Origin of the sequence: Streptomyces sp. MST-110588 (assembly GCF_022695595.1) — a bacterium.
Taxonomy (GTDB): Bacteria; Actinomycetota; Actinomycetes; order Streptomycetales; family Streptomycetaceae; genus Streptomyces.
The window spans coordinates 7,216,361-7,237,552 of the sequence record NZ_CP074380.1 but is presented as its reverse complement, the minus strand read 5'-3'; the positions used below and the strand labels follow the sequence as shown (position 1 = coordinate 7,237,552).

17 protein-coding genes and 2 pseudogenes are annotated in these 21,192 nt (G+C 72.2%); 6 read left to right on the top strand and 13 right to left on the bottom strand.

Annotation, left to right across the window (positions count from 1 at the left end; translation table 11 throughout):
* Positions 1-79: 79 nt before the first annotated feature.
* Entirely contained in the window at positions 80-1,360 is a 1,281-nt protein-coding gene (locus KGS77_RS31595) for a cytochrome P450 (protein ID WP_242586585.1), read from the bottom strand.
* Positions 1,361-1,742: 382 nt separating this feature from the next.
* The gene (locus tag KGS77_RS31590; protein ID WP_242586584.1) at positions 1,743-1,913 is read right to left on the bottom strand and encodes an ATP-binding protein; all 171 of its coding nucleotides are present in this window, start codon (positions 1,911-1,913) and stop codon (positions 1,743-1,745) included.
* A gap of 384 nt (positions 1,914-2,297) precedes the next feature.
* Here KGS77_RS31590 and KGS77_RS31585 point away from each other — a divergent pair, with 384 nt between their 5' ends.
* Entirely contained in the window at positions 2,298-2,918 is a 621-nt protein-coding gene (locus KGS77_RS31585) for a class I SAM-dependent methyltransferase (protein ID WP_242586583.1), read from the top strand.
* Positions 2,919-2,927: 9 nt separating this feature from the next.
* Here KGS77_RS31585 and KGS77_RS31580 read toward each other — a convergent pair whose 3' ends face one another.
* From KGS77_RS31580 to KGS77_RS31555, 6 genes and pseudogenes are all read right to left on the bottom strand, one after another.
* Entirely contained in the window at positions 2,928-3,341 is a 414-nt protein-coding gene (locus KGS77_RS31580) for a hypothetical protein (protein ID WP_242586581.1), read from the bottom strand.
* A gap of 872 nt (positions 3,342-4,213) precedes the next feature.
* Positions 4,214-5,134, bottom strand: coding sequence for a virginiamycin B lyase (locus KGS77_RS31575; protein WP_242586580.1), 921 nt, complete (start codon positions 5,132-5,134; stop codon positions 4,214-4,216).
* Positions 5,135-5,253: 119 nt separating this feature from the next.
* Positions 5,254-7,323, bottom strand: a complete 2,070-nt coding sequence (locus KGS77_RS31570; protein WP_242586578.1) for a TetM/TetW/TetO/TetS family tetracycline resistance ribosomal protection protein — start codon at positions 7,321-7,323, stop codon at positions 5,254-5,256.
* 238 nt (positions 7,324-7,561) lie between these two features.
* Positions 7,562-7,900 carry a TetR-like C-terminal domain-containing protein gene (locus KGS77_RS31565; protein ID WP_242586577.1) on the bottom strand — a complete coding sequence of 113 codons (339 nt, stop codon included), beginning with the start codon at positions 7,898-7,900 and terminating at the stop codon, positions 7,562-7,564.
* 172 nt (positions 7,901-8,072) lie between these two features.
* Positions 8,073-8,339 (bottom strand): annotated as a pseudogene (locus KGS77_RS31560) (helix-turn-helix domain-containing protein); the annotation flags it as partial.
* A 224-nt stretch (positions 8,340-8,563) separates the two neighbouring features.
* Positions 8,564-9,805: a CapA family protein gene (locus tag KGS77_RS31555; protein ID WP_242586576.1), complete on the bottom strand. Its 1,242-nt coding sequence runs from the start codon at positions 9,803-9,805 to the stop codon at positions 8,564-8,566.
* 113 nt (positions 9,806-9,918) lie between these two features.
* Here KGS77_RS31555 and KGS77_RS31550 point away from each other — a divergent pair, with 113 nt between their 5' ends.
* From KGS77_RS31550 to KGS77_RS31535, 4 genes are all read left to right on the top strand, one after another.
* The gene (locus tag KGS77_RS31550) at positions 9,919-10,902 is read left to right on the top strand and encodes an aminoglycoside phosphotransferase family protein (RefSeq protein ID WP_242586574.1); all 984 of its coding nucleotides are present in this window, start codon (positions 9,919-9,921) and stop codon (positions 10,900-10,902) included.
* 252 nt (positions 10,903-11,154) lie between these two features.
* On the top strand, positions 11,155-11,961 hold the full coding sequence (locus KGS77_RS31545; protein WP_242586572.1) for an alpha/beta hydrolase: 807 nt from the start codon (positions 11,155-11,157) through the stop codon (positions 11,959-11,961).
* A 303-nt stretch (positions 11,962-12,264) separates the two neighbouring features.
* A complete protein-coding gene (locus tag KGS77_RS31540) occupies positions 12,265-13,371 on the top strand; it encodes a hypothetical protein (RefSeq protein WP_242586570.1) in 1,107 nt (368 codons plus the stop codon).
* 289 nt (positions 13,372-13,660) lie between these two features.
* A complete protein-coding gene (locus KGS77_RS31535; RefSeq protein ID WP_242586568.1) occupies positions 13,661-14,110 on the top strand; it encodes an SRPBCC family protein in 450 nt (149 codons plus the stop codon).
* 201 nt (positions 14,111-14,311) lie between these two features.
* Here the strand turns inward: KGS77_RS31535 and KGS77_RS31530 are convergent, their stop codons facing one another.
* The 3 genes from KGS77_RS31530 to KGS77_RS31520 all read right to left on the bottom strand — a co-directional run bounded on the left by KGS77_RS31530 (position 14,312) and on the right by KGS77_RS31520 (position 18,611).
* Positions 14,312-15,862 carry an AMP-binding protein gene (locus KGS77_RS31530; RefSeq protein WP_242586566.1) on the bottom strand — a complete coding sequence of 517 codons (1,551 nt, stop codon included), beginning with the start codon at positions 15,860-15,862 and terminating at the stop codon, positions 14,312-14,314.
* A gap of 361 nt (positions 15,863-16,223) precedes the next feature.
* On the bottom strand, positions 16,224-17,609 hold the full coding sequence (locus KGS77_RS31525) for a hypothetical protein (RefSeq protein ID WP_242586565.1): 1,386 nt from the start codon (positions 17,607-17,609) through the stop codon (positions 16,224-16,226).
* A gap of 330 nt (positions 17,610-17,939) precedes the next feature.
* Positions 17,940-18,611 carry an ABC transporter ATP-binding protein gene (locus tag KGS77_RS31520; RefSeq protein WP_242586564.1) on the bottom strand — a complete coding sequence of 224 codons (672 nt, stop codon included), beginning with the start codon at positions 18,609-18,611 and terminating at the stop codon, positions 17,940-17,942.
* 304 nt (positions 18,612-18,915) lie between these two features.
* Here KGS77_RS31520 and KGS77_RS31515 point away from each other — a divergent pair, with 304 nt between their 5' ends.
* Positions 18,916-19,560 carry a TIGR03086 family metal-binding protein gene (locus KGS77_RS31515; RefSeq protein ID WP_242586563.1) on the top strand — a complete coding sequence of 215 codons (645 nt, stop codon included), beginning with the start codon at positions 18,916-18,918 and terminating at the stop codon, positions 19,558-19,560.
* A gap of 183 nt (positions 19,561-19,743) precedes the next feature.
* Here KGS77_RS31515 and KGS77_RS31510 read toward each other — a convergent pair whose 3' ends face one another.
* Both KGS77_RS31510 and KGS77_RS31505 read right to left on the bottom strand, forming a co-directional pair.
* Positions 19,744-19,914, bottom strand: a complete 171-nt coding sequence (locus tag KGS77_RS31510; RefSeq protein ID WP_242587853.1) for a hypothetical protein — start codon at positions 19,912-19,914, stop codon at positions 19,744-19,746.
* Positions 19,915-20,253: 339 nt separating this feature from the next.
* A pseudogene (locus tag KGS77_RS31505) lies at positions 20,254-21,185 on the bottom strand (DNA-formamidopyrimidine glycosylase family protein).
* Between the last annotated feature and the right edge of the window lie 7 nt (positions 21,186-21,192).

Sequence of the window (21,192 nt, the reverse complement as noted above, 5' to 3'; positions counted from 1 at the left end):
CAGCAAGCTCCGGTGGGGTGGGATCGGGGGGTGTGGTGGGCGTGGTCTTTGTGGTGGGTGCGGCGTGTGAGGCCGTTGATCACCAGGTGACGGGCAGTGCGTGGCAACCATAGATCGCCATGTCGGTACGGAAGGGGATCTCCTCGACCGGCACGGCGGGCCGCATGTCCGGGAAGCGGCGCAGCAGCGTGGCGATGACGACCTGGAGTTCCACCCGGGCCAGGGCCTGGCCCAGGCACTGGTGGATGCCGTAACCGAAGGCGACGTGGTGCTGGGCGTTGGGCCGGCAGACGTCCAGGCGGCCGGCGTCGGGGAAGACGCTCTCGTCACGGTTGGCGGACGGCACGGCCACCACGACGCCTTCGCCCGCCCGGATGAGCTGCCCGCCGATCTCGACGTCCTCGGTCGCGGCGCGGCGCGGCCCGTTGCGGATGATGCTGTGGAAACGCAGCAGTTCCTCCACGGCGCCACGGATCAGACCCGGGTCCTGACGCAGCCGCTCGGCCGTCTCCTTGTCGCGCATCAGGGTGAGCGCGCTCAGCCCGATCATGTTGGCGGTGGTCTCGTGACCGGCGATGAGCAGCAGCGCCGCGAAGGCGACCACGTCGTCGTGGGTGATCTCGCCCGCGTGCTGCTGCTCGGTGATCAGACGGCTGAGGATGTCGTCACCGGGCGCGGCTTCCTTGGCATACACCAACCGGTGGAGGTACTCGCGCAGTTCGCCGCGGGCGCTCTCACGCTCGTCGTCGGCGACCGTACGGGAGAGCAGGGTTCCGGTGAGCCGCTGGAACAGCTCGTGGTCGTCATAGGGGACGCCGAGCAGCAGACTGATGACGAGCGAGGGCACCGGCAGGGCCAGCGCCTCGATCAGATCCACCTCCCGGCCGCCCGCCGCCGCGCCGTCCGCCGCCCCGCTGTCCGCCGCCCCGCTGTCCGCGACGCGCTTCTCCATCGCGTCACACAGCTCGTCGGTCAGTCGCTGGATCTGCGGGCGCAGCGCCTCGACGCGCTTGACCATGAACTCCCGGGTGACCATGCGCCGCAGCCGGGTGTGCTCGGGCGGGTCCATGCGGATGAAGCCACGGTGCTCGGTGGACGCGCCGCCGGTCATACCGCTGAGCGGGTATCCGGCGCGGGTGGTGTCGGAGCTGAAGCGGGTGTCACCCAGGATCGCGCGGATGTCGGCGTAGCGGGTCGCGAGCCAGGCCCAGCTCCCGTCCGGCAGCGAGATCTTCGAGAGCGGTTCCTCGGTACGCAGCCGGCCGAACTCGGCGGGCGGGTCGAAAGGACAGCCGCTGGGCGGCTGGACGGGCAGCGGCGCGGGAGCGGAGGTGGGGGTGGAGGTAGGTGTGAGTGTCATGTCGTTCCTTGCGAGCACGCGGGCAGGAGCGTGCGGCCATGAGTCGGACGCTCGCCTAACGCTCGTAAACTTACATGCGTTACCCCCCGCCGAATAAGGGGGGTCACCCACACGAACCCCCAAGCCGCCACCGCTGCCCCAAAGCGCCCCGACGCAGCCACAAATGTCCCCCACACAACAAGCTGACGACCGCTCACCAGCCCCCGCCGCCCCGCCCCCACGGGCCCGCCACCTCCAGGCACAGCGGCAGCGCCGAAACCATGAGACAGCCCGGCACGGCCCGGCACCGAGAAGAGCCGAATTCATCCAGACAGAGAAGGTCGACTTTGCTGTAGCGAGCGATGACTGAGGACAGCCGACGGGCCGCGTCCGCCTCGGCGAGCTAGTTGACCAGCGCGGACATGGTGGTGTGGCGGATGCTGAGCCCGGCCTCGGCGACCGCCGTACCGATCCCGGTCAGCAGACGGGATTCGCCGGCGCCGGAGTCACCGATCAGCACCAGCGGGCGGCCTTCTTCCGCCCCGGACGGGGATCTGAGACTGCCGACGAACACGCACTCGCGCCCTTCTGCGCGGCTGTCGTGGGGTTCCTCACCGGCGTCAGCAACCGGTCGTACTTACTCATGTCCGGCCACCCGGCCCGCAGGTCCGGCGGCAGTCGCCGGGTGAGCAGCGAGATGACCTTCGCCCCCTCTCCCCGCCGGGCTCGTCCGGCAACGGCCGCAGCAACGGCCGTTGCCGCTCGAAGCCGCACCCTTCCTCGCCAGGGGTGCAGTAGAACGGCGAAAACGAGAACCTCCGCGGGTTCGCGATTCTGAGAGGTCTTCGTGGCGAACCCACGGGTCCAGGCTGGCAGGCTGCCTGTATGGGCACTCCGGTTCAGCTTGTGCCGAGATATTCGTTCGCCTCGACTGGGAGCACTGGCTAGCGTCTCGACCGTGGACATCACAGATCCGAAGGACCTGGTCCGACGTGGGTACGACGCCGTCTCCTTGCGTTACGACGAGGCGTACGGCGCCGAGACGAAGTACCGGTCACTGCTTGGTGACCTCTGCCAGCGGATCCCGGCCGGTGGGACGGTGCTGGACCTGGGCTGCGGCAGCGGGGTGCCGGTCGCACGCGCTCTGGCCGCCGCCGGCTACCGGGTCACCGGCATAGACATCAGCGAGGTGCAGATCCGCCGGGCCCGCGAGCGGGTGCCTCAGGCAGAGTTCATCCATGCCGATGCCACAGCTGTCTCCTTCGGCGCCGCGTCCTTCGACGCCATCGTCTCCTTCTTCGCGCTGATCCATATTCCACTGGCTGAGCAGCCGCCCCTGCTGCGGAAGATTGCTGGGTGGCTCCGCCCGGGAGGCTGTTTCGTGGCCACCACGGGACACGGCGAGTGGACCGGAACCGAGGAGAACTGGCTCGGGGGCGGCGCCCCTATGTGGTGGAGCCATGCGGATGCTGCCACCAACCGCGAGTGGATCGAACAGACCGGCATGACGGTTGAACGGGAGGACTTCGTCCCTGAGGGCGACAGCGGGCATGCCCTGTTCTGGGCACGCCGCCCATAAAGTTCCAGCTCAGCAGGCGCGCGGTTCCTTTTCGGCAGCCGCGGCGGCGACTGCGGTCGTGTAGCGGAGGCTGGTCTTGGCGCCGAGGCAGAAGACATGTGCGAGGTGGAGGGGGTCCGCGCCGCCGGCGAGGGCTTCTTCCAGGATGCGGCCCTGCCTCAGCCGGTCGAGGCCCACGGGCAGCGGCCGGACGAGCTTGTCCACCCAGAAGGTCGCGACGGCTGTCGTGGTGGTGGCCGTGTTCCGGCTGCTCAGCAGGTGCGGGTTGGTGCTGTTGGGCCAACGGCCGCGTTTGATGCCGCGCATCGGGTTGCTGAAGATCAGCCGCTCGGCATTGAGTGTTCCGAACAGCGACCGCAGGACACTGGCTTCATAGGCCCGGTGCGGCCGGTTGGGCAGCCAGGTGGCGAGGTCATCTCGCATGCCCTGCCGCAGGGGGGTTGTGTACTTTGCGCCGTACTCGGCGAGGAACGGCAGGACGAGCCTGAGCAGGGTGACGACCGTGGAGCGGGCCCGTGGCCTGCGGCGGGAAGTGCCGTGCCGCAGGAGCCCGATCCACGTGTCCAGTTCCGCCCGGGTGTCCGGGGCCAGGAAGGCGAAGTACTTCCGGCACCACCGGTCGAGCGAGTCGAGCCGGTCATCGAGGAAAATCTCCGGGGCCCGACTGGACCGACGGAGCCAACAGGCCCTCCTTGGCCGAGGCCCAAGCGAACTTCAAGCAATTCGGCGCATCTGAGGAACGATTCGTGGCCAAGGTCCGGCCGCCTCGGGACGACGAGCCTTTGGATCCGCACTGGTGACCCATCGACCTCAAGCGTGACGTCTTCGAGCGCCGGGGCGAAAGGGACGCCCCATGGCCCGATGACCGCACGGTGCTGCACTGGTGGCGCCATCGCGGTCCGGGGTCTTGGCGTCCCAGCAGTTGAGGCACGTCAGGAGGCTTCTTCCGCTTCAACGGAACGGGAGACGCGAGCGCCTTTGCCACCGTGTTCCGCGACATCTTGGACCGCTGAGCCGGCGTCCGCCCCGACACGTCGGATCCAGCCGACGATCCCGGCGGGTCCGCTCCAAGACCCACTCACGCGACCTGTACACCCACGGACTCCCGGCACGACCGTGACCAACGACGCACAGATTGACGCGTCCAAACATCCGATTCGTGCAGCCGATCCGTGAATCCGCCCCTGCCCTGCTCGTTGCTCACGTCCTTTCGTGACCTTCGGCGGCCGAGGGGCCGTATGGACCGCACAGACCGTACGGGTCGCGCCCGCCGTACGGGTCGTGCGCCGACAGGGTCAGGCGGCCAGGCGTACGGCGCTGCCCGTTTCCAGTGCGGCCCAGGTCGCGCCGTCCGGGCCCACCGTGATGCCGTGCGGCTCGGAGGAGGGCACCGGCAGGTCGTACCCGGTGATCTCGCCCGACGGTGTGATGTGCCCGATGCGGTTGGCTCCCCACTCGGTGAACCAGCAGCCCTCGTCAGGGCCGGACACGATCGCATGGGGCCTGGCCGCACGGTCGGGCAACGGGAATTCCCGGACCCGGCCGTCCATGGTTATCCGGCCTATCTGCCCTGCCCCGATCTCGACGAACCACAGTGCGTCATCGGCGCCCCGGGTGATACCCACCGGTGCGGCGCCGGCGGTGGGCAGTTCATGGAGGGCGATCTCGCCGTCGAGGCTTATCCGGCCGATCGCGTCGGCCTGGTTGAGGGTGAACCACAGCGCCCCGTCGGGACCCTCCGCGATCATCGAGGGGAAGGCTCCCTCGACGGGCAGCGGGAACTCCGTGACTTCCCCGTCGGTGCTGATCCGGCCGATCCGGTCGGCGTTCAGTTCGGTGAACCACAGCGCGCCGTCACCACCGGCCGCTATCCCGAAGGGGCCGGCCCCTGGCGTCGGCACCGCGAATTCCGCGCACGTGCCCCCGGTGGTGATCCTCCCGATCCGGTGGTCCGCGGTGCGGGTGAACCACAGCGCCCCGTCGGGGCCCGGCGTGATGACCGACGGTCCGGATTCGGGTGCGCCCAGGTCGTACGTGGTGACCTCGCCGTCGACGGTGAGCCGCGCGATCCCGCCGCCGTGGACCAGAGTGATCCACAGCGCGCCGTCACCGCCGGCCGTGATGCCGTACGGACCGGACCGCTCGTCCGCGACGGTGAACTCCCGGATCACCGGCAGACAGGAACCATGGGAATGATTGTTTTGTGTGCACTGCATGACGCCCCCCGTGAACCAATCGGTCTCTCTCGCATCTGCTTGCTCCAGTCTGCACCCGCCGGCCGCCAAAGGCAACTTCTGTAGCATTACTGGGCGCGCGTAACGGCGCGCGTAAGCCCTTACACGCCCCCCTGGCCCACGGCGACCCGCCGGGCCACGCGCAGCAGGTACTCCTCGCGGTCGAGCGGGTTGTCGTCGGAGCGCGGCCGGTCGGGGACGGCGCCGACGACTGGCCGGTAGCGGTCGAAGGCGGATTCCAGCACGCCCTCGCCCCGGGTCAGTCCGGGGAGCCGCTGCTCCAGTTCACGCACCCGCGCCGCCGGGATCTCGCCCTCGATCACACCTGCCGCACCCCGCAGTTCCGGGGTACGGGGTACGCCGCGCAGCCGTGCCAGTACGGGCAGGACCGGCCCGAGCGTGTCGGCGGGCAGGTCGATGCGGAAGCGGTGCAGCGGCTCGTACACCTGGGTGTCGGCCTGTCGCAGCGCGCTCATCAGCACCAGCGGCGTCAGGTTGCGGAAGTCCCCGGCCGTACTCGACATGCTTTTGTCGAAGACGGCGTGGGAATGGCTCTGCCGGGGCCAGTAGCCGCAGTGCGTCATGGTGACCACGCAGTCGGTGACCTGCCAGCCGCGCAGTCCTTGCGTCAGCGTCGCGCGCACCGTCTCCTCCACCGCCTTGAAGAACGAGAACGGCATCGCTCCCAGTTCCACACCCAGCTTGAATTCCACTCCTCCGCCGGCCGGCGCCGGTTCGATACGCAGTCCCACCGTGGCGAGGAACGGATTGGGGTCCTTGTCGATGAACTCGACCGCCGCTCCCCTGCCGGCCGGCCGCTCGATGCAGATGGTCGTCGTCCCCCGGAAAGTGACGTCGATTCCGAATTCGTCCGCGAGTGTGGCCTGGATGACTTCCTTCTGCACCTCCCCGTAAAGCGAGACGGCGATTTCCTGACGCGCCGGGTCCTGCCGCAGGTTGATCAGCGGGTCCTGTTCGGCGAGTTGGGTGAGCGCGGTGTGCAGGGCGCCTTTGTCGGCCGTACGGCAGGGGACGACGACCGTTTCCAGGGTCGGCGGGGAGAAATGGCGGCGTACGGGAACCGTCGGCGCGTCGCCGACCGCGTCGCCGATCCGGATACCGCCCAGCCCCCAGAGCTTGCCGATCCGCCCCGCGGTGACCGAGGGACCGCGCACGTCCGAGCCGCGGTCGAAGACGCTGATCGCGGTGACTTTGCCCGTATCGTCCGTGGTGTCCGTGGTGTCCGTGCTGTATGCGCTGTTCACGGCATTCACGCCGTTCGTGCCGTCCCGGTGGATGCGCAGTCGGTCGCGCGTCCGTACCGTCCCGGAGTGCATCCGTACGTAGGCGATCTTCTCCCCGGCCGGGCCGCGTTCCACCTTGAAGACGGTGCCCGACACCGGTCCGTCCGCATCGCCCTCCGCCGCCGGCAGCAGCTCCGTGATGCCGGCGACCAGCGCGTCCACGCCGGCGCCCGTCATGGCCGACCCGAAGTACACCGGATGCACCCACGCCCGCCGGGTCTGGGCGGCCAGTTCGCCGCGGAGCCGCCCGTAGGAGACCGCCGTCTCGTCCTCCACATACGCGGCCAGCAGCTCGTCGTTGTGCTCGGTGAGCAGATCGGCCAGCCGTGAGACGAAGCCGGCGTCGGCGGCGGTGCGCGGCGTACAGACCGCTTCCGGCGTACCCGCGGCAGCGACCGTTCCCATGGGGACGATCGCCGGGGTCAGCTTCTCCGATATCGCGCGCAGCACGTTCTCCGGCCGTGCGCCGCCCCGGTCGACCTTGTTGACGAAAACGAGGGTGGGAATGCGCAGCCGCCGCAGCGTCCGCATCAGTACGCGGGTCTGCGCCTGTACGCCTTCCACGGCGGAGACGACCAGGACGGCGCCGTCCAGCACGCTGAGCACCCGTTCCACCTCGGCGATGAAATCGGGGTGGCCTGGCGTGTCCAGGAGATTGACCGTGACGTCGTCGACGACGAATGAGACGACGGCGGATTTGATGGTGATCCCGCGCTGCCGTTCCAGCGCGAGGAAATCGGTACGGGTGTTTCCGTGGTCGACCCGGCCGATCTCGTCGATGACACCGGCGGCGTACAGCAGCCGCTCGGTCAGGCTCGTCTTACCTGCGTCGACATGGGCCAGAATTCCCAGGTTGAGCGTTCGCACGAAGCGTCATGTCCTCTGAATAGGGGGCGAATCCTTCCCGGTGGGACATGAACGTCGTGCGCATACGGGCTCCTTGGTCGATCGGCTGTTGCCCGGGAGTACAGCAGCCGTCCGCCGTGTCGGGCAACCGATTTCCCGCGCGTACGCAGTGATCGGGACGATCGGTGTGGGGAGGGGTACGGCGAGGGGGCGGGGTGGCCGGGAGCCCGGGGGGCGTCCGGAGGGCCGGGTGAGCGGCTCAGCGGTCGAGGAGGAGGTTCAGCAGCTCGTCCACGAAGCGGTCCAGCCGGCTGGTGTCCTTGCGGCTGGGCATGACCTGCCAGAGCATGACCCGGCCATGCACCGCCGACCACAGGACGTACGGCGCCTCCGTACGGGATCCGCGCACCGTCCAGCCTGCCTCCTCGCACGCCGTCAGGGCGTCGTGCAGGCTCCGCACCAGCAGCCCGGCCGGGTGGCCGGCCAGTCGCTCGGGCCCGACCGGGGTCTGCCGGGTCTCGTACAGCAGGCGGTACTTGGCGGGGTGGCCGACGGCGTACCGGCAGTAGGCGCGCAGTTGTGCCCGCAGCCGTGCCACCGGGTCGCCGCCGCCCGTGCCCGTACCGCTGTCCTGGCCGCTCGTGGAGCTGCCGGGGCTGCCGGGGCTCTCGGGGCTGCCGGGGCTGCCGGGGCTGCCGGGGCTGCCGGGGCTGCCGGGGCTGCCCGGGGCTGCTGTCAGCGCTACCGGTCCCGGCGGCCGTCTGCGCGGCGGCCTCGGCGTCCGCCTCCGCCATGGCCCGCGCCAGCCGCTCGTAGCTGACCTCCAGCGTGGCCCAGACCAGCTCGGTCTTGTCGGAAAAATGACGGTAGATGCTGGGGGCGGCGACGCCCGCCTCGCGCGCCACGGCCCGCAGCGACAGGGCGTCCTCGCTGCCGACCTCCTCCAGGAGGCGTTCGGTGGCCCTCAGCAGCTCCTCCCGCAGGCGCTCCCCCTGTCCGCGCGGATTACGGGGCCGTACAGCCGCATTCTCACTCACCGCCGTACCGCCCTCTCCTGTGTTCCTCTGTCGCTTTGTCGCTCTGCCGCTGTGTCACTGTCGCCGCCCGTCCAGGCTCCGACCAGGGTTTCACATCGGGCGGACCGCCGTACGGGTACGCCGCCCCGGCACGCGGCAGGCGGGGCGCGCCCGATGGCGCGCCGGGGTGCACTCGGCGACTCACCGGGGCGTGCTCGGCGACTCACCGGGCGTGCGGCTCGCGGTCAGCGGCCCTCGGTGAGCCCGTCACGGGCCGCGCCACGGCTCAGGACGGCCTCGCGGATCTCCTCGCGCACGTCCGGGAAACGACGAGTGGCGGTGAGGTCGACCATCCGCAGCGGCGGCCCGTGGTCGGAGAGCTGCGGGATGTACTCGGCGCTGGTCACCCGCCAGCGCCGTCCCTCCCCTTCGGGCGGCGCGAAGCGGAAGCGGGCGATGGTGCCCCAGTTGCCGCGCTCGCTCTCCATGATCCCGGCGATCTGGTCGCCCATGCCGTAGACGACCCAGGTGCCGTTGACCTTCTCGTACGGCTGCGGAGTGTGCGCGTGGGTGCCGATGACCAGGTCGATGTCGGGCCGGCCGGCGGTGCGCGCGGCGGTGATCGCCCGGGCGACCGAGAGCTGCTGCTCGTCGGGCGCCGTCTGGTACTCCGTCCCCCAGTGGGGGCTGACCAGGACGATGTCGGCGCCGGCCCGGCGGGCGGCCCGCGCGTCCGCGACGATCCGCCGCGCGTCGATCGGATTGACGGTCCAGGGCTTGCCGTCGGGCAGCGGGACACCGTTGGTCCCATAGGTGTACGAGAGCTGGGCGACCCGCGCGCCGCCGGGCGCCGTGAGCATCGCGGGCCGGGCCGCCTCGGCGGCGTCGCGGGCCGAGCCCACGTGCCGCAGACCCGCCTGGTCCAGGACGTCCAGGGTGCGCCGGACGCCTTCCTCACCGTCGTCCAGGGTGTGGTTGGAGGCGGTGGAGCAGGAGTCGTAGCCGGTGGCCCGCAGCGCGTCGGCGACCTGCGGCGGGGCCTTGAAGACGGGATATCCGGTGAAAGGGCCGCCGGGCGGGCCCAGGGGCGTCTCCAGGTGACAGACCGCCAGGCCGGCGTGTTCGATGACGGGCCGCACACCGGCCAGGATCCGCCGGTACTCGTAACCGGAGCCGCCCGCGTCCTGGCGTGCGGTGTCCAGTACGGAGGGGTAGGAGGCGATGACGTCACCCGAGGCGACGAGGGTGAACGGCTTCGCGCCGGGGTGCGCCGGAGGGGATTCAGTGTGCGCAGGGTGTGCGGGGTGTGCGGAGTGTGCCGGAGGGGATTCAGGGCGTGCGGCGGGCCGGGGTGTCGCCGGGCCGGCGAGGTGGCGGTCCGCCCCGGTGCCCCGGCCGCCGCCGTACGGGGCGTCGTCCAAGAAGCCGCAGCCCACGGCCAGCGCGACGAGCAGGGCAGCCGCCCCGTACCGTCTGTGCACGTTCATGAGCGAGGCATAACACCCGCAATCCCACGATAATCACATGAAGAGGGATCAGGCCCCTGATATCGCCCGGACAGCCCCGGGGGCGGCTTCGCGTGCCCGGTTAGGCTGCTCGGATGACACCTCGGGAGAAGGACGACGCCCTCTTTCCGCCCGACCTGCCGGTCTTCCAGGAGATGGGGCGGCACGCCCCCGGTCGCGCGTGGCTGGACCGGCTGCCGGGGATCGTCCGGGACGTGCGGCAGGAGTGGGATCTACGGCTCGGCGCGCCCCTGTACGGCGGCAGTTGCTCCTGGGTGGCGCCCGCCGAACTGCCCGGCGGCGGCCCGGCCGTACTGAAGGTGACCTGGCCGCACCGTGAGGCCGCCGGGGAGGCCACCGGGCTGCGCGCGTGGGACGGGCGGGGCGCGGTACGGCTGCTCCGCGCCGACCGCGAGCGGTACGCGCTGCTGATGGAGCGCTGTGACCCGGGCGTCTCACTGGAAGACGTACTGGACGGCTCATCGAAGGACGCTCCGGAAGGCACCTGCGCGGAACCCGCCGGGCTGCTGCTGTCGGCCGCCGGGCTGCTGCGCGAGCTGTGGGCCGCGCCGGTACCGGCCGACGGCGAACTGGAACGGGTGGCCGATGTGTGTGCCGAGTGGGCCGATGCCCTCCAGGAGCGGATGCTGCGCCTGCGGCCCGGCTACGACCCCGGACTGGTCGCGCTGGGCGCGGACCTCCTGCGCAAGCTGCCGGGCACGGCCGGCCGCGAGGTGGTGGTGCACGGCGACTTCAACCCCGGCAACATCCTGTCGGCGCGGCGTCGCCCCTGGCTGGCCATCGACCCCAAACCCATGGTCGGCGACCCGGGTTACGACCCGTGGCCGCTGCTGGAGCAGGTCGACGAGCCGTTCGGGTACGAGCGTCCGCGCCCCGTGCTCCGCGAGCGGTTCGGGCTGCTGGCCGAGGCGGTGGGCGAGGATCCCGCGCGGCTGCTGTCCTGGGCGGTGGCGCGCGTCGTGGAGAACGCCTTGTGGTGTGCCGACCACGATGACGTACCGGGCGGCGAGGAGGAGTTGGCGCGGGCGCGCATACTGGCGGACCTCGCCGGGCTGTGAGCGGTGAGCGGTGAGCAGCACCTCGCCGGATTCCGGCCCGCGCGCCGACCCGCGCTGACCCGCGCCGCCCAGGAACGCCCAGGAACGCCCAGGGCCGCCCCGGACCGTGGACCGCAAGCGGCGGGCGGTGCGCCGTATCGCGCCCCTCACGCCCGCGCACGACGGGGCGCGCGCAGACCATGACAGGCGCAAAGGGCGGTGCGTGCGCGGGACTTCGGGGCCTGAGGGGCCACCGGCCTCTAGAGTGACGTCATGAACCGAGAGCCGAGTCGGCCGATTCAGCCGATTCATGTGACGGTCTGGGACGAGTCGACGCCCGGTGCCCCGCGGGCGGTGCTGGTGCACGGCACGATGACCTGGGGAACGGAGTGCTTCGCGGCCCAGCGCCCGCTGGCCGACCAGTTCCGGCTGGAGGTGGCCGACCGGCGCGGCTTCGGCGACAGCCCCGACACGGAACGCGGCGACTACGCGGTCGACGCACAGGACGTCGTCGAACTCCTGGGGAACGGCGCCCACTTGGTGGGCCACTCCTACGGAGGAGTGGTGGCGCTGCTCGCCGCGGCGGACCGGCCGCGGGCCGTGCACTCCCTGACCCTGATCGAGCCGTCCGCGCTGCGCGTGGCGGCCGGGAACCCGGTCGTGGCGGCGGCGCTGGACCGGCTGCGCGCGGCGGCCGGGAACGGGCCGGCGGCGCGGACCGATCCCGAGGAGTACCTGCGGGCATCCGCCGAGCCGTTCGGCCTGCCGGTACCGGAACCGACCCCGCGCGTGCTGCGCGCGGTGCGGTCCGCGATGGCCGAACGGCCCTCGTGGGACGCGGAGGTTCCGCTCGGTCCGATCGCCTCGGCCGAGTGGCCCAAGGTCGTGGTCAACGGGACGTGGGAGCGCGCGCACCCCGCCTACAGAGAGTTCGTCGGGGAGGCGCTGGCCGCGTGCGGGGAGACCGTCGCGGAGCTGATCGGCGCCCGGCACGTACGTGTCGAGGGTGCCGGCCACCTGCCGCACCAGGAGCGCCCGGACGTGGTGAACGACGTGCTCAGGCGGTTGTGGCAGAACTGACGCGGGATCCGTTGCGGGCGGGCGCCGGGGCCGTATCCCGGGGCGACCGACGCGGGGGCGCCGGGGTGCCGCACCCCGGCGGGGCCGACGCGGGCGGGCACCGGCACGGGCCGGTACCGGGTTGCGCATCCCGCAGTGCGGGATGGGCGTAACGGGCGGGGTGTGACGGGCGGGCGTGTCACACCGGCGTGTCCGGGCCGCGGCGTCGAGAATCGGCCCGTCGAACGGCCCGTCCGCTCCGGCCCGGAACGGCGCCGCAGCCGTCTCCCGCCTCGCCCCGCCCCCCCGTGAAGGACCCCGACCGTGCCCGTCAGTTCTTGCGGCCCGCCCACCCGCCGCACCGCCCTGCGTACGGCGGCATCCGCGCTCCTGACCGTCGCCGCCGCCCCCGCCACATCCGCCGCATCCGCTGCACTGCCCGCATCCGCCACACCCGCCGCGTCCGCCACCGCCCGCGCCGCGCCTTCCGTGCCCGTACCGCCGGATCCCGCGGCCGTCTCCCCCGCCAAACGCAGCCTGATCATCGCCGCCGACCAGGCCACCAGCAGGGTGCTGCTCCTGGACCCGGCCACCCGCGCCGCACGGCACAAGGAGGGCACCTCCCTCCTGGCCGCGCTCGCCACCCTCTCCCCCGTATGGACCTGGGCGCCCGGCGCGGACGCCGCCCTGGCGCCGCTGCGTCCCGACCTCACCTGGCGCAATGTGTCGGAGGCGAAGTTCCGGGTACTGCGCGGCCAGGACCACGTGGTGATGTGCGCCTCGGAGGGTTTCGCCGCCGTCGTCGCCCATCCGGGCGGCGCCGTCCACTGGGCCGCCGCCGTCCCGCGTGCCAACCTCCACTCCGCGGAGCTGCTGCCCAACGGCGATGTCGCGGTGGCCGGCAGCACGGCGGGGTTCGTACGGGTCTACGCCGCCTCCGCCGGTCCGCGCCGTACGGAGCACGCCGAGTACCGGCTCCCCGGCGCGCACGGGCTCCGCTGGCAGGACGCGGCAGGCGGCCGGCTCTGGGCCCTGGGCCGGGACCGACTGGTCGCCCTGTCCGTCGGCACCGCCGCCGGCCTCCCCACGCTCACCGAGGTCTTCGCCGTGCCGCTGCCCGACCCCGGCGGCCACGACCTGGCCACCGTCATACGGGACAAGGACCGCATGTGGGTGACCACCGGCAAGCACGTCCACCAGTTCTCAGCCGGCCGGGGCGCCTTCGTACCGTACGACCAGGCACCGGAGGTGGACCGCCCCCAGGTCAAAAGTGTCAGCGACGACCCCTATACGGGGCGCATCCTGACCGTGAGTCCGCAGGCGGGCCACGTCTGTACGTGGTGCAGCTCCACGATCAGCCTGGCCGCCCCCGGCGGCACGGAGACGCTGCCCGGGTCCAGCCTGTACAAGGCTCGTTTCACGGCGGTCTGAGGAGCAGGTCCGAGGCATGGGTCCAAGCATGGGTCCGAGGCATGGGTCCGAGGAGCAGGCCCTCCGAGGAGGGGGTCCGATGGGCGGTCCAAGTGGACGACCGGGAGCCCGCCGGGGAGCCCGCCCGGGGATGCGTCGCCCTGCCTGGCCGGAAGTGTTCCGGCAGACGTCGGCGGCCGGGCGGGGGCCATGACCGAACGCGGCGCGGGTATCCGGCCGACCGGGAACGCCTGTTCCCGTTGTCCGGCGACCGCCGGGCAGCGCGCCCACGCGAAGGAGTGTCCCGCAGATGTCGCAGGTGGAAGAGTCCGTCGAGGTCGCCGTGCCGGTGCGGACGGCTTACAACCAGTGGACGCAGTTCGAGGAGTTCCCGCACTTCATGGAGGGGGTCGAGCGGATCGAGCAGCGCTCCGACACGCTGACGCACTGGGTCACCAAGGTCGACGGTGTGACCCGGGAGTTCGACGCGCGGATCACCGAGCAGCTCCCCGACGAACGGATCGCCTGGACCACCGTCGCCGGCGAGGCCGAGCAGTCCGGTGTGGTCACCTTCCACCGCCTGGACGAGGCCAGGACCAAGGTGATGCTCCAGATGGAGTTCGTCCCCGAGGGGCTCGCCGAGACCGTCGGCGACAAGCTCGGATTCGTCCGCCGGCAGGTCAAGGGCGACCTCGAACGCTTCAAGGAGTACATCGAGTCCTACGGCACGGAGACCGGCGCCTGGCGCGGCGAGGTCTGACACCCGCTCGTACGCGCATGTGACACGTGCCGGACGAACCCGGTGGACACGGCCAGGCACCGGCCGACGCAGGTGGACACCGGGCAGACGGGCGCGGCCGGCCGGTCGGTCGCGCCCGTCACCGTGCAGGCCCGTCCCGGCCGGTCCCCGTCCCCGTCCGGTCCCCGCTCCTGGGCTGCCCCGTTCCTGGGCGCGATCCGGTCAGATGTTGCTGCCGTGGCCCACCCAGTACGGGTCGCGCAGCCGCCGCCGGAAGAGCTTGCCGGAGTCGTCACGCGGCAGGCTCTCCTCGAAGACCACCGTCCTGGGTACCTTGTACGACGCCAGCCGCCCCGCGACATGGGCACGTACGTCCTCGGCGGTCAGCGCCGCGCCGTTCTCCGGCTGGATGTGCGCGGCCAGCGACTCGCCGAACTCCTGGTCGGGGATGCCGAAGACGGCCGCGTCCCGCACCCCCGTCAGGGACAGCAGACAGCCTTCGATCTCCGCCGGGTAGATGTTGACCCCACCGGAGATCACCATGTCGTCGCGGCGGTCGCTGAGGTAGAGGTAGCCGTCCGCGTCGAGATGGCCGACGTCCCCGACCGTGACGTATCCGGGCAGGTGCGCGGATTCCATCGCGGTCCGCTTGGCCGGGTCGCCGAGGTAGCTGAACCCCGGCCAGTCGTCGGAGGGCTTGAGGTAGATGTCGCCGGTCTCCCCGGGCGGCAGTACGGTGCCATCCGGGCCCAGGACCGCCACCCCGCACGTCCCTTCGGCGCGGCCGACGGTTCCCGGGTGCTCCAGCCACTGCCGGCTGTCGCACCAGGTCACCGGGCCTGTCTCGCTGCCTCCGTAGTACTCGCGCAGGATGGGGCCCAGCCAGTCGATCATGGCGTGCTTGATGTGGGGCGGGCAGGGGGCGGCAGCGTGCACGACCGAGGTGAGGGAGGAGATGTCATACCCTTCGCGCACCTCCTTGGGCAGCCGCAGCAGGCGGACGAACATGGTGGGCACGACCTGCGCCTGCTCGATGCGGTGGCGCTCGATGAGCCGCAGGAACTCCTGCGCGTCGAAGCGCGGCATGAGGGTGATGTCGAGTCCGGCGGCCAGGGCCAGTACGGCGTGCTGGCTGGGCGAGGCGTGGTAGAGCGGCGCCGGGATCAGGGTGCTGCCGCCGGGACGGATCGCGAAGTGTTCGAGGAACTTCTCCACCGCCGCGGCCAGTTGCTCGGCGCTGACCGGTTCGCGCAGCACTCCTTTGGGGCGGCCGGTGGTTCCGGAGCTGTAGATGATGGTCGGCGGGCGCTCGGCGGCGGCCTCGGCCAGCGGAGCGTGGCCGGCGAGCCAGGTGTCCAGGAGCGGGTGGCCGCCGGTGGGCGACGGGGGCGGGAAGCCGCAGGCATCGGCGATCTCGGCGGGGACCGGGGCCTCGATCAGCCGGGCGCCTTCCGGCAGTACGGCGGCCACGCCGGGCAGCAGGTCGGTGTGGGCGAAGACCACCCTGCTCGCGCTGTCGGCGAGCACATGGCGCAGATCGTCGTTCTTGAAGTGCCAGTTGACGGGGACCGCCGAGGCTCCGATCAGGGCCGCGGCGGCGGTGATCTCCAGGTAGGCGGGCTCGTTGCGCAGCACGACCGCGATCCGGTCGCCGGGCTCCACCCCCAGGTCGCGCAGGCCGGTCGCGATGCGCGCGGCGCGTTCGAAGAAGTCTGGGTACGAGCGCTCGAACCCGGCCGAACGGATCGCGGCGGGTACGGGGGCGACGTCCATGCGGCCTCCAAGCGCGTGCGCACAGCACGATTACGGCGCGATTACGGCTCGGGCCCCATTGAACAGGCGCATCCGTCCGATTTCCAGAGAGCCGCCGTCAGCCGACCGCGCCGGATCACACCGGAACCGCCCCGGACCGCTCCGGACCGCCCCGGATCACACCGGCCCGCCGTGAGCGGGCCACGCAACCGGACCACGGTGGCGGAACGGTGTGACGGAAGCACCGACACTCATGGCACCGTGACCGGAGCGCCGTCACCCACAACCCGTGCCCGGAGCGCCGGCATCCACGCCCGTACGGATACGGAAGCGACGTCACCGCGCCTCCGTATCCGTACGGGCCGAGGCAGGCGGGCGGCCGTCAGCGGCGCGCCGAGCGGCGGACGCGCAGCCACAGCAGTCCCAGCATCAGCGCGGCCAGCACCCAGCACCCGGCGAGGCTGCCCCAGCCCGGCCCTCCCCCGAGCATCCCGGTCACGCCCAGCACGGCCAGCACCGGGCCCGCGCCGTACCAGACCGCCACCACCAGCGGCGCCACCTCCGCGCCGCTGGCCAGCACCCACAGCGGTACCGGGGCGCGATAGGCGCTCAGCAGCCCGCTCGCGACCAGTACGGGTGCGGTCGCGGCGCCGTACAGCAGCACCCGCGGCCCGTGCCCGGCCACGGCGGGCAGGGATATCAGGGTGCCCAGGAACAGCAGGACCAGGGTGGGGGTGATGGCGTGCGCCAAGGCGTTGCGCTCCGGCGGCCTCGGGGACCAGGACGCGCGGTGCCGGTCGTCGGCGTCCAGCCGTGCGGGCTCCAGGAGCTGGGCAGCCGCCATGCAGCCGAGGGCCGCGCCCAGCGCGGTCAGCCCGTACGTCGCGCCGCCCCGCACGGCCGTGCCGAGGGCCGCGATGCCGCCCGTCGTCACCGTCAGCAGCAGGGCCAGGCCCGGCCGTTTGGGCTCGGCGAGCAGGGCGAGGGCGTCCCGCCAGGGAATCAGCAGAGCGGGCGTACGGGGCGGGCGCAGCCGGGCGCACCAGCGGGCGGTGATCCCCGGCTCGCCGGACCGCGCCGCCCCGGCCGCCGTCAGCCGGGCCGCGCGGGCGTTCATCATCATCAGGCCGGTGGCCACCCCGCCCGACGCCCGGGACCGCGCCCGCAGTTCGGCGGCCGGAATCGTGGTCACCACACGGACGGCGGACAGTGCGGCGGCCAGGGTCGCGACGGCCAGCAGGGCCAGGGCGAGCGGCCAGTACGGTGCCGGGCCGCCGGCCGCGGCGAGCGCCGGCTGCGCGGCCCAGCCCCAGGGCCCCAGCCACAGTTCGGCGCTCTCCAGCCACGGCAGCCGCCGTCCGGTGGCCGCCAGACCCCCCTGTGCGGCCAGCGCCGTCAGGAGTATGAGTACGAGCGGGGTGGCGCGGCGGACCCTGCGGGCGGCCCGCCCGGACCGTACGACGACGGCGGCGCCGACCGTGGCGATCACCGCCAGGCAGCCGGCCGGGACGCAGCAGGCCGCGGCCAGCGGTCCCAGTTCGCCGAGCCCGGCCGCCGTCAGCAGCAGCGCGCCCAGGAACCCGGCCATGAGCGCCGCCAGCAGCGCCGCCCCGAGGGAGAGTGCGAACCACGGCAGGACCAGCGGCCCGCGCCGTATGGGCAGGGCGAGCAGCCAGTCGGTGTCCGCGGGGCGGGGTGACCGGCCCGCGCCACAGGGCGTCCCGGGCTGCCAGGAGGAACGCGGCCACGCCCAGGAGGACCGCGGCACAGGGGAAGGCGTGCAGGATGCGCTCGGCGTGCCCGGCGAGCGGGCGGCCTTCGCGGAGCTTCATGGACAGGCCGAAGGCGAACAGGCCGTACCAGCCCGCGATGAAGATCACGCAGAGGTAGACGGCGTACAGGGCCTTGGCGGCCCGGCCGTCACCTCGCTGCCGCCGCAGCCACGCCAGGGTGTCCCGGGTGCTCACGGCGGCGGCAGGTGCGGTGGCGGCAGATACGTTGGCAGAAGGCGTGGCGGCAGAAGGCGCGGTGGCAACTGCCCCGGCGGCGCCTTCCGCGGCCGGTGGCACGGTCTGTTCCTTACGTACTCCCGGGCCGTTCACAGCTCGACCCTCGCCAGGGCCTGTTCGGGACTGCCGTCGGCGATCACCACGCCGTCCTCCAGCACCAGCACCCGGTCGGCGGCCTCGCGCGCCAGTTCCTGGTGATGGGTGGCGAACAGGACGGTCGTGCCGCGCTCGGTCTCGGCACGGAGCACATCCCGCAGCCGCCGCCGGGCCGCGGGGTCCAGCCGCTGCTCCGGCTCGTCCAGGATCAGCAGGTCGCGCGGGCGCAGCAGGGCGGCGGCGAGCAGCATGGACTGGAGCTGGCCGGAGGACAGGGCGCCGGGGCGGGCGTCCTGACGGCCGGTGAGCCGCTGCCGCTCCAGCGCCTCTTGGACGCGGGCGTCGGCGTCGGGCACGCCGTGTCCGATCGCGACCAGTTCGAGGTGCTGGCGGACGGTCAGGTCCGGGTAGCAGGACAGGGTGTCGCCGACGACGGCGATCCGGCGGCGCAACCGCGGGTCGTCCTCCGTCATCGGGGACCCGTCCCATTCGACGGTCCCGGTGGTGGGCCGGTCACGGCCGCAGGCCAGGCGCAGCAGCGTCGACTTGCCGGAGCCGTTGCGGCCCAGCAGCGCGACACACGTCCCCGCGGGAACCTCGAGATCAACCGGACACAGTGCCGCACGCTCACCGAAGCTGCGCCCGGCCCCCACCATTCTCAACATGATCAGCAGATTACCCGCTGTCACTGACAGTCCAGAAAAGCGGGAGGTATGGCCACATTCCGGCCCCGGAGCCGTCGCTTTCCCTCTTTCGTGGGCAGGATGAGCCGAATGGACACGGCGCCGGTGCGCGCTCCCCCGTGCGGAGCGTGAGCGCGCGGCTGCCGCCTTCGGTTCGCCCGCCTCCTGGCGGTTCGCTCCCCTTCCGGGCTCTCCTTCCGGGCTCCCCTCCCGGTGACGACGGCCGGGGCCGTGGCTCCGTGCGTCGCGGTGGCGTTGTCGGTGCCCGCTCCTATCCTCGGGAGACATGAGCGATGACACGAACAGCCACGGGGCCGACGGCCGTCACAACAGTGGGGACCGGGCCGGCCGGATCCGCGGTCATGAGGAAATTCTCAGCGCGCACGGCGAGGCGATCTCCCTGTTCGGGGCGCGGGTGCACGCCGTACGGCCCGACCAGTGGGACGCCCCGACGCCCTGCTCCGAGTGGTCGGTGCGCGACCTGGTGAACCACCTCACCGTCGAGCAGTTGTGGGTGCCGCGGCTGGTCCGGGACGGCGCCACCATAGAGGAGGTGGGTGACGCGTTCGACGGCGACCACCTGGGTGACGATCCGGTCGGCGCCTGGGACCGCGCGGCGGCGGAAGCCGTGGTGGCCTTCCGTGAACCCGGCGCGCTGGACCGGACGGTGCACCTGTCCTCAGGCCCCGGGCCGGCGGGTCCGTACTGCTCGCAGATGATGTCCGACGCGGTCGTGCACGCCTGGGACCTGTCCCGCGCGATCGGGGCCGAGGAGGAGCTGCCGCCCGAGCTGGCGACGGCGGCGCTGCGCGAGGTGGAACCGTACGCGGACGGGCTGGAGAAGTCCGGACTGTTCGCCGCTCCCGTCGAGCCGCCGCCCGGCGCCGACGACCTCACCCGGCTGCTGTGCCTGCTGGGGCGCCGGCCCTGAGAGCACTGCCGGAGTCCGGGCCCGGTCGCACGGCGTGGTGAGGTGCGGCGCGTGCGGCACCGCGAGGTGCGGCGGACCGCGGGCGTGCGCCGGTGGCCGCTGCGGGCCCGGCCGGCGCACGGTCACCGCCCTGCGGCAAAGCGCCTCGGCCGTGCGGCGGACCGCCTCGGCCGGCGTGCCCGGTCAGTCGACGCCGCGGAAGATGTGCGGCTCCCCCGGCTCCTCCTCGCATCCGGCGAGGCGGACCGGGACACAGCGCCCCAGGACCTCCAGGTTGCGGACTTCCTTGATCCGGCCGGGCCGCTCGGCTCTCTTCAGCCGGGGCTGTTTGTGCTGCGCCTTCTCCAATGCCACCACGCACTCCTTCACCAAGGGACATTTCCGACGCGGTGGCGCCATCTTCACAAACCGGGATGTCAGCCAGGGTTTGCGGCGTTTCCCGCGACGGGCCAAGGGTGTTGGCATCTCCCAGACAGGTGTCCGTCGCCCACCAGACTAACGACACCCCTCGTCCCCCGCTCGGCGTTTACCGGCGGGAGTGGCGACTGTAACCAACTTGCGAAGAACCACAGATTCCGCCCACCAGGGGCGTCCGCCGTCCGTACGGCCCGAGCCGCCACGACCGGGGCCGTACCCGGCCTTGTGGGTGACGGGGCCGGTCGTCCCGGCCTGCGTCCGCCGCACCCGCTCCGGCTACTTCAGCAGACGGGACATCCGGCGGTCGGCCAGGAGCCTGCTGCCGGTCTGGCAGGTGGGGCAGTACTGGAGGGAGGAGTCGCTGAAGGAGACCTCCCGGATCACATCGCCGCACACCGGGCACGGCTGCCCCGTACGCCCGTGCACCCGCAGCCCGCTCTTCTTCTCCTGCTTCAGCCGACCCGCCGCGAGTCCGCGCGAGCGCTCCACCGCCGCCCCGAGGGTGTCCCGTACGGCCGTATACAGCCGCGCCGTCTCCGCACGGCTCAGTCCGGCGGCCGGTTTGAAGGGGACATACGGGCCGCGTGCAGGATCTCGTCGGAGTAGGCGTTGCCGATGCCGGCCAGCACGCTCTGGTCGCGCAGCACGCCCTTGATCCGGCGCCGGTCCCCCTCAAGGAGCGCTGCGAAGGACTCCTCGGTGAAGTCCGCGGCGAGCGGATCGGGGCCCAGGCGGGCGATGCCGGGGACCTCGGTGGGGCTGCGGACGCAGTAGACGGCCAGCCGCTTTTGCGTACCGGCTTCGGTGAGGTCGAAGCCGGGCCGGCCACCCGCATCCCCTGTGCCCGTACCTGAATCCGTACCCCCCGTACCCATACCCGCATCCGTACCGGAGTCGTCCCCCAATCGGACGCGCAGGGCCAGCGGCCCCTTGCCGGGCCGGGGCGGCGCCTCGGGCAGCATGTCCTGCCAGCGCAGCCAGCCGGCCCGGCCCAGATGGATCACCAGATGCGCGCCGCCGACCGTCAGGTCGAGGAACTTGCCGTGCCGGCCGGCCGCGGTGACGGTTTCCCCCTCCAGCGCGGTCAGCGGCGGATCGTAGGTCTTAAGGACGCTGACGGCCACCGGGTAGGCACGCACCAGTACCCGGCCCACGGCGTGCTCGGCCAGGAATTCCCGCAGGGCTTGGACTTCGGGCAGCTCGGGCATGCTTCCA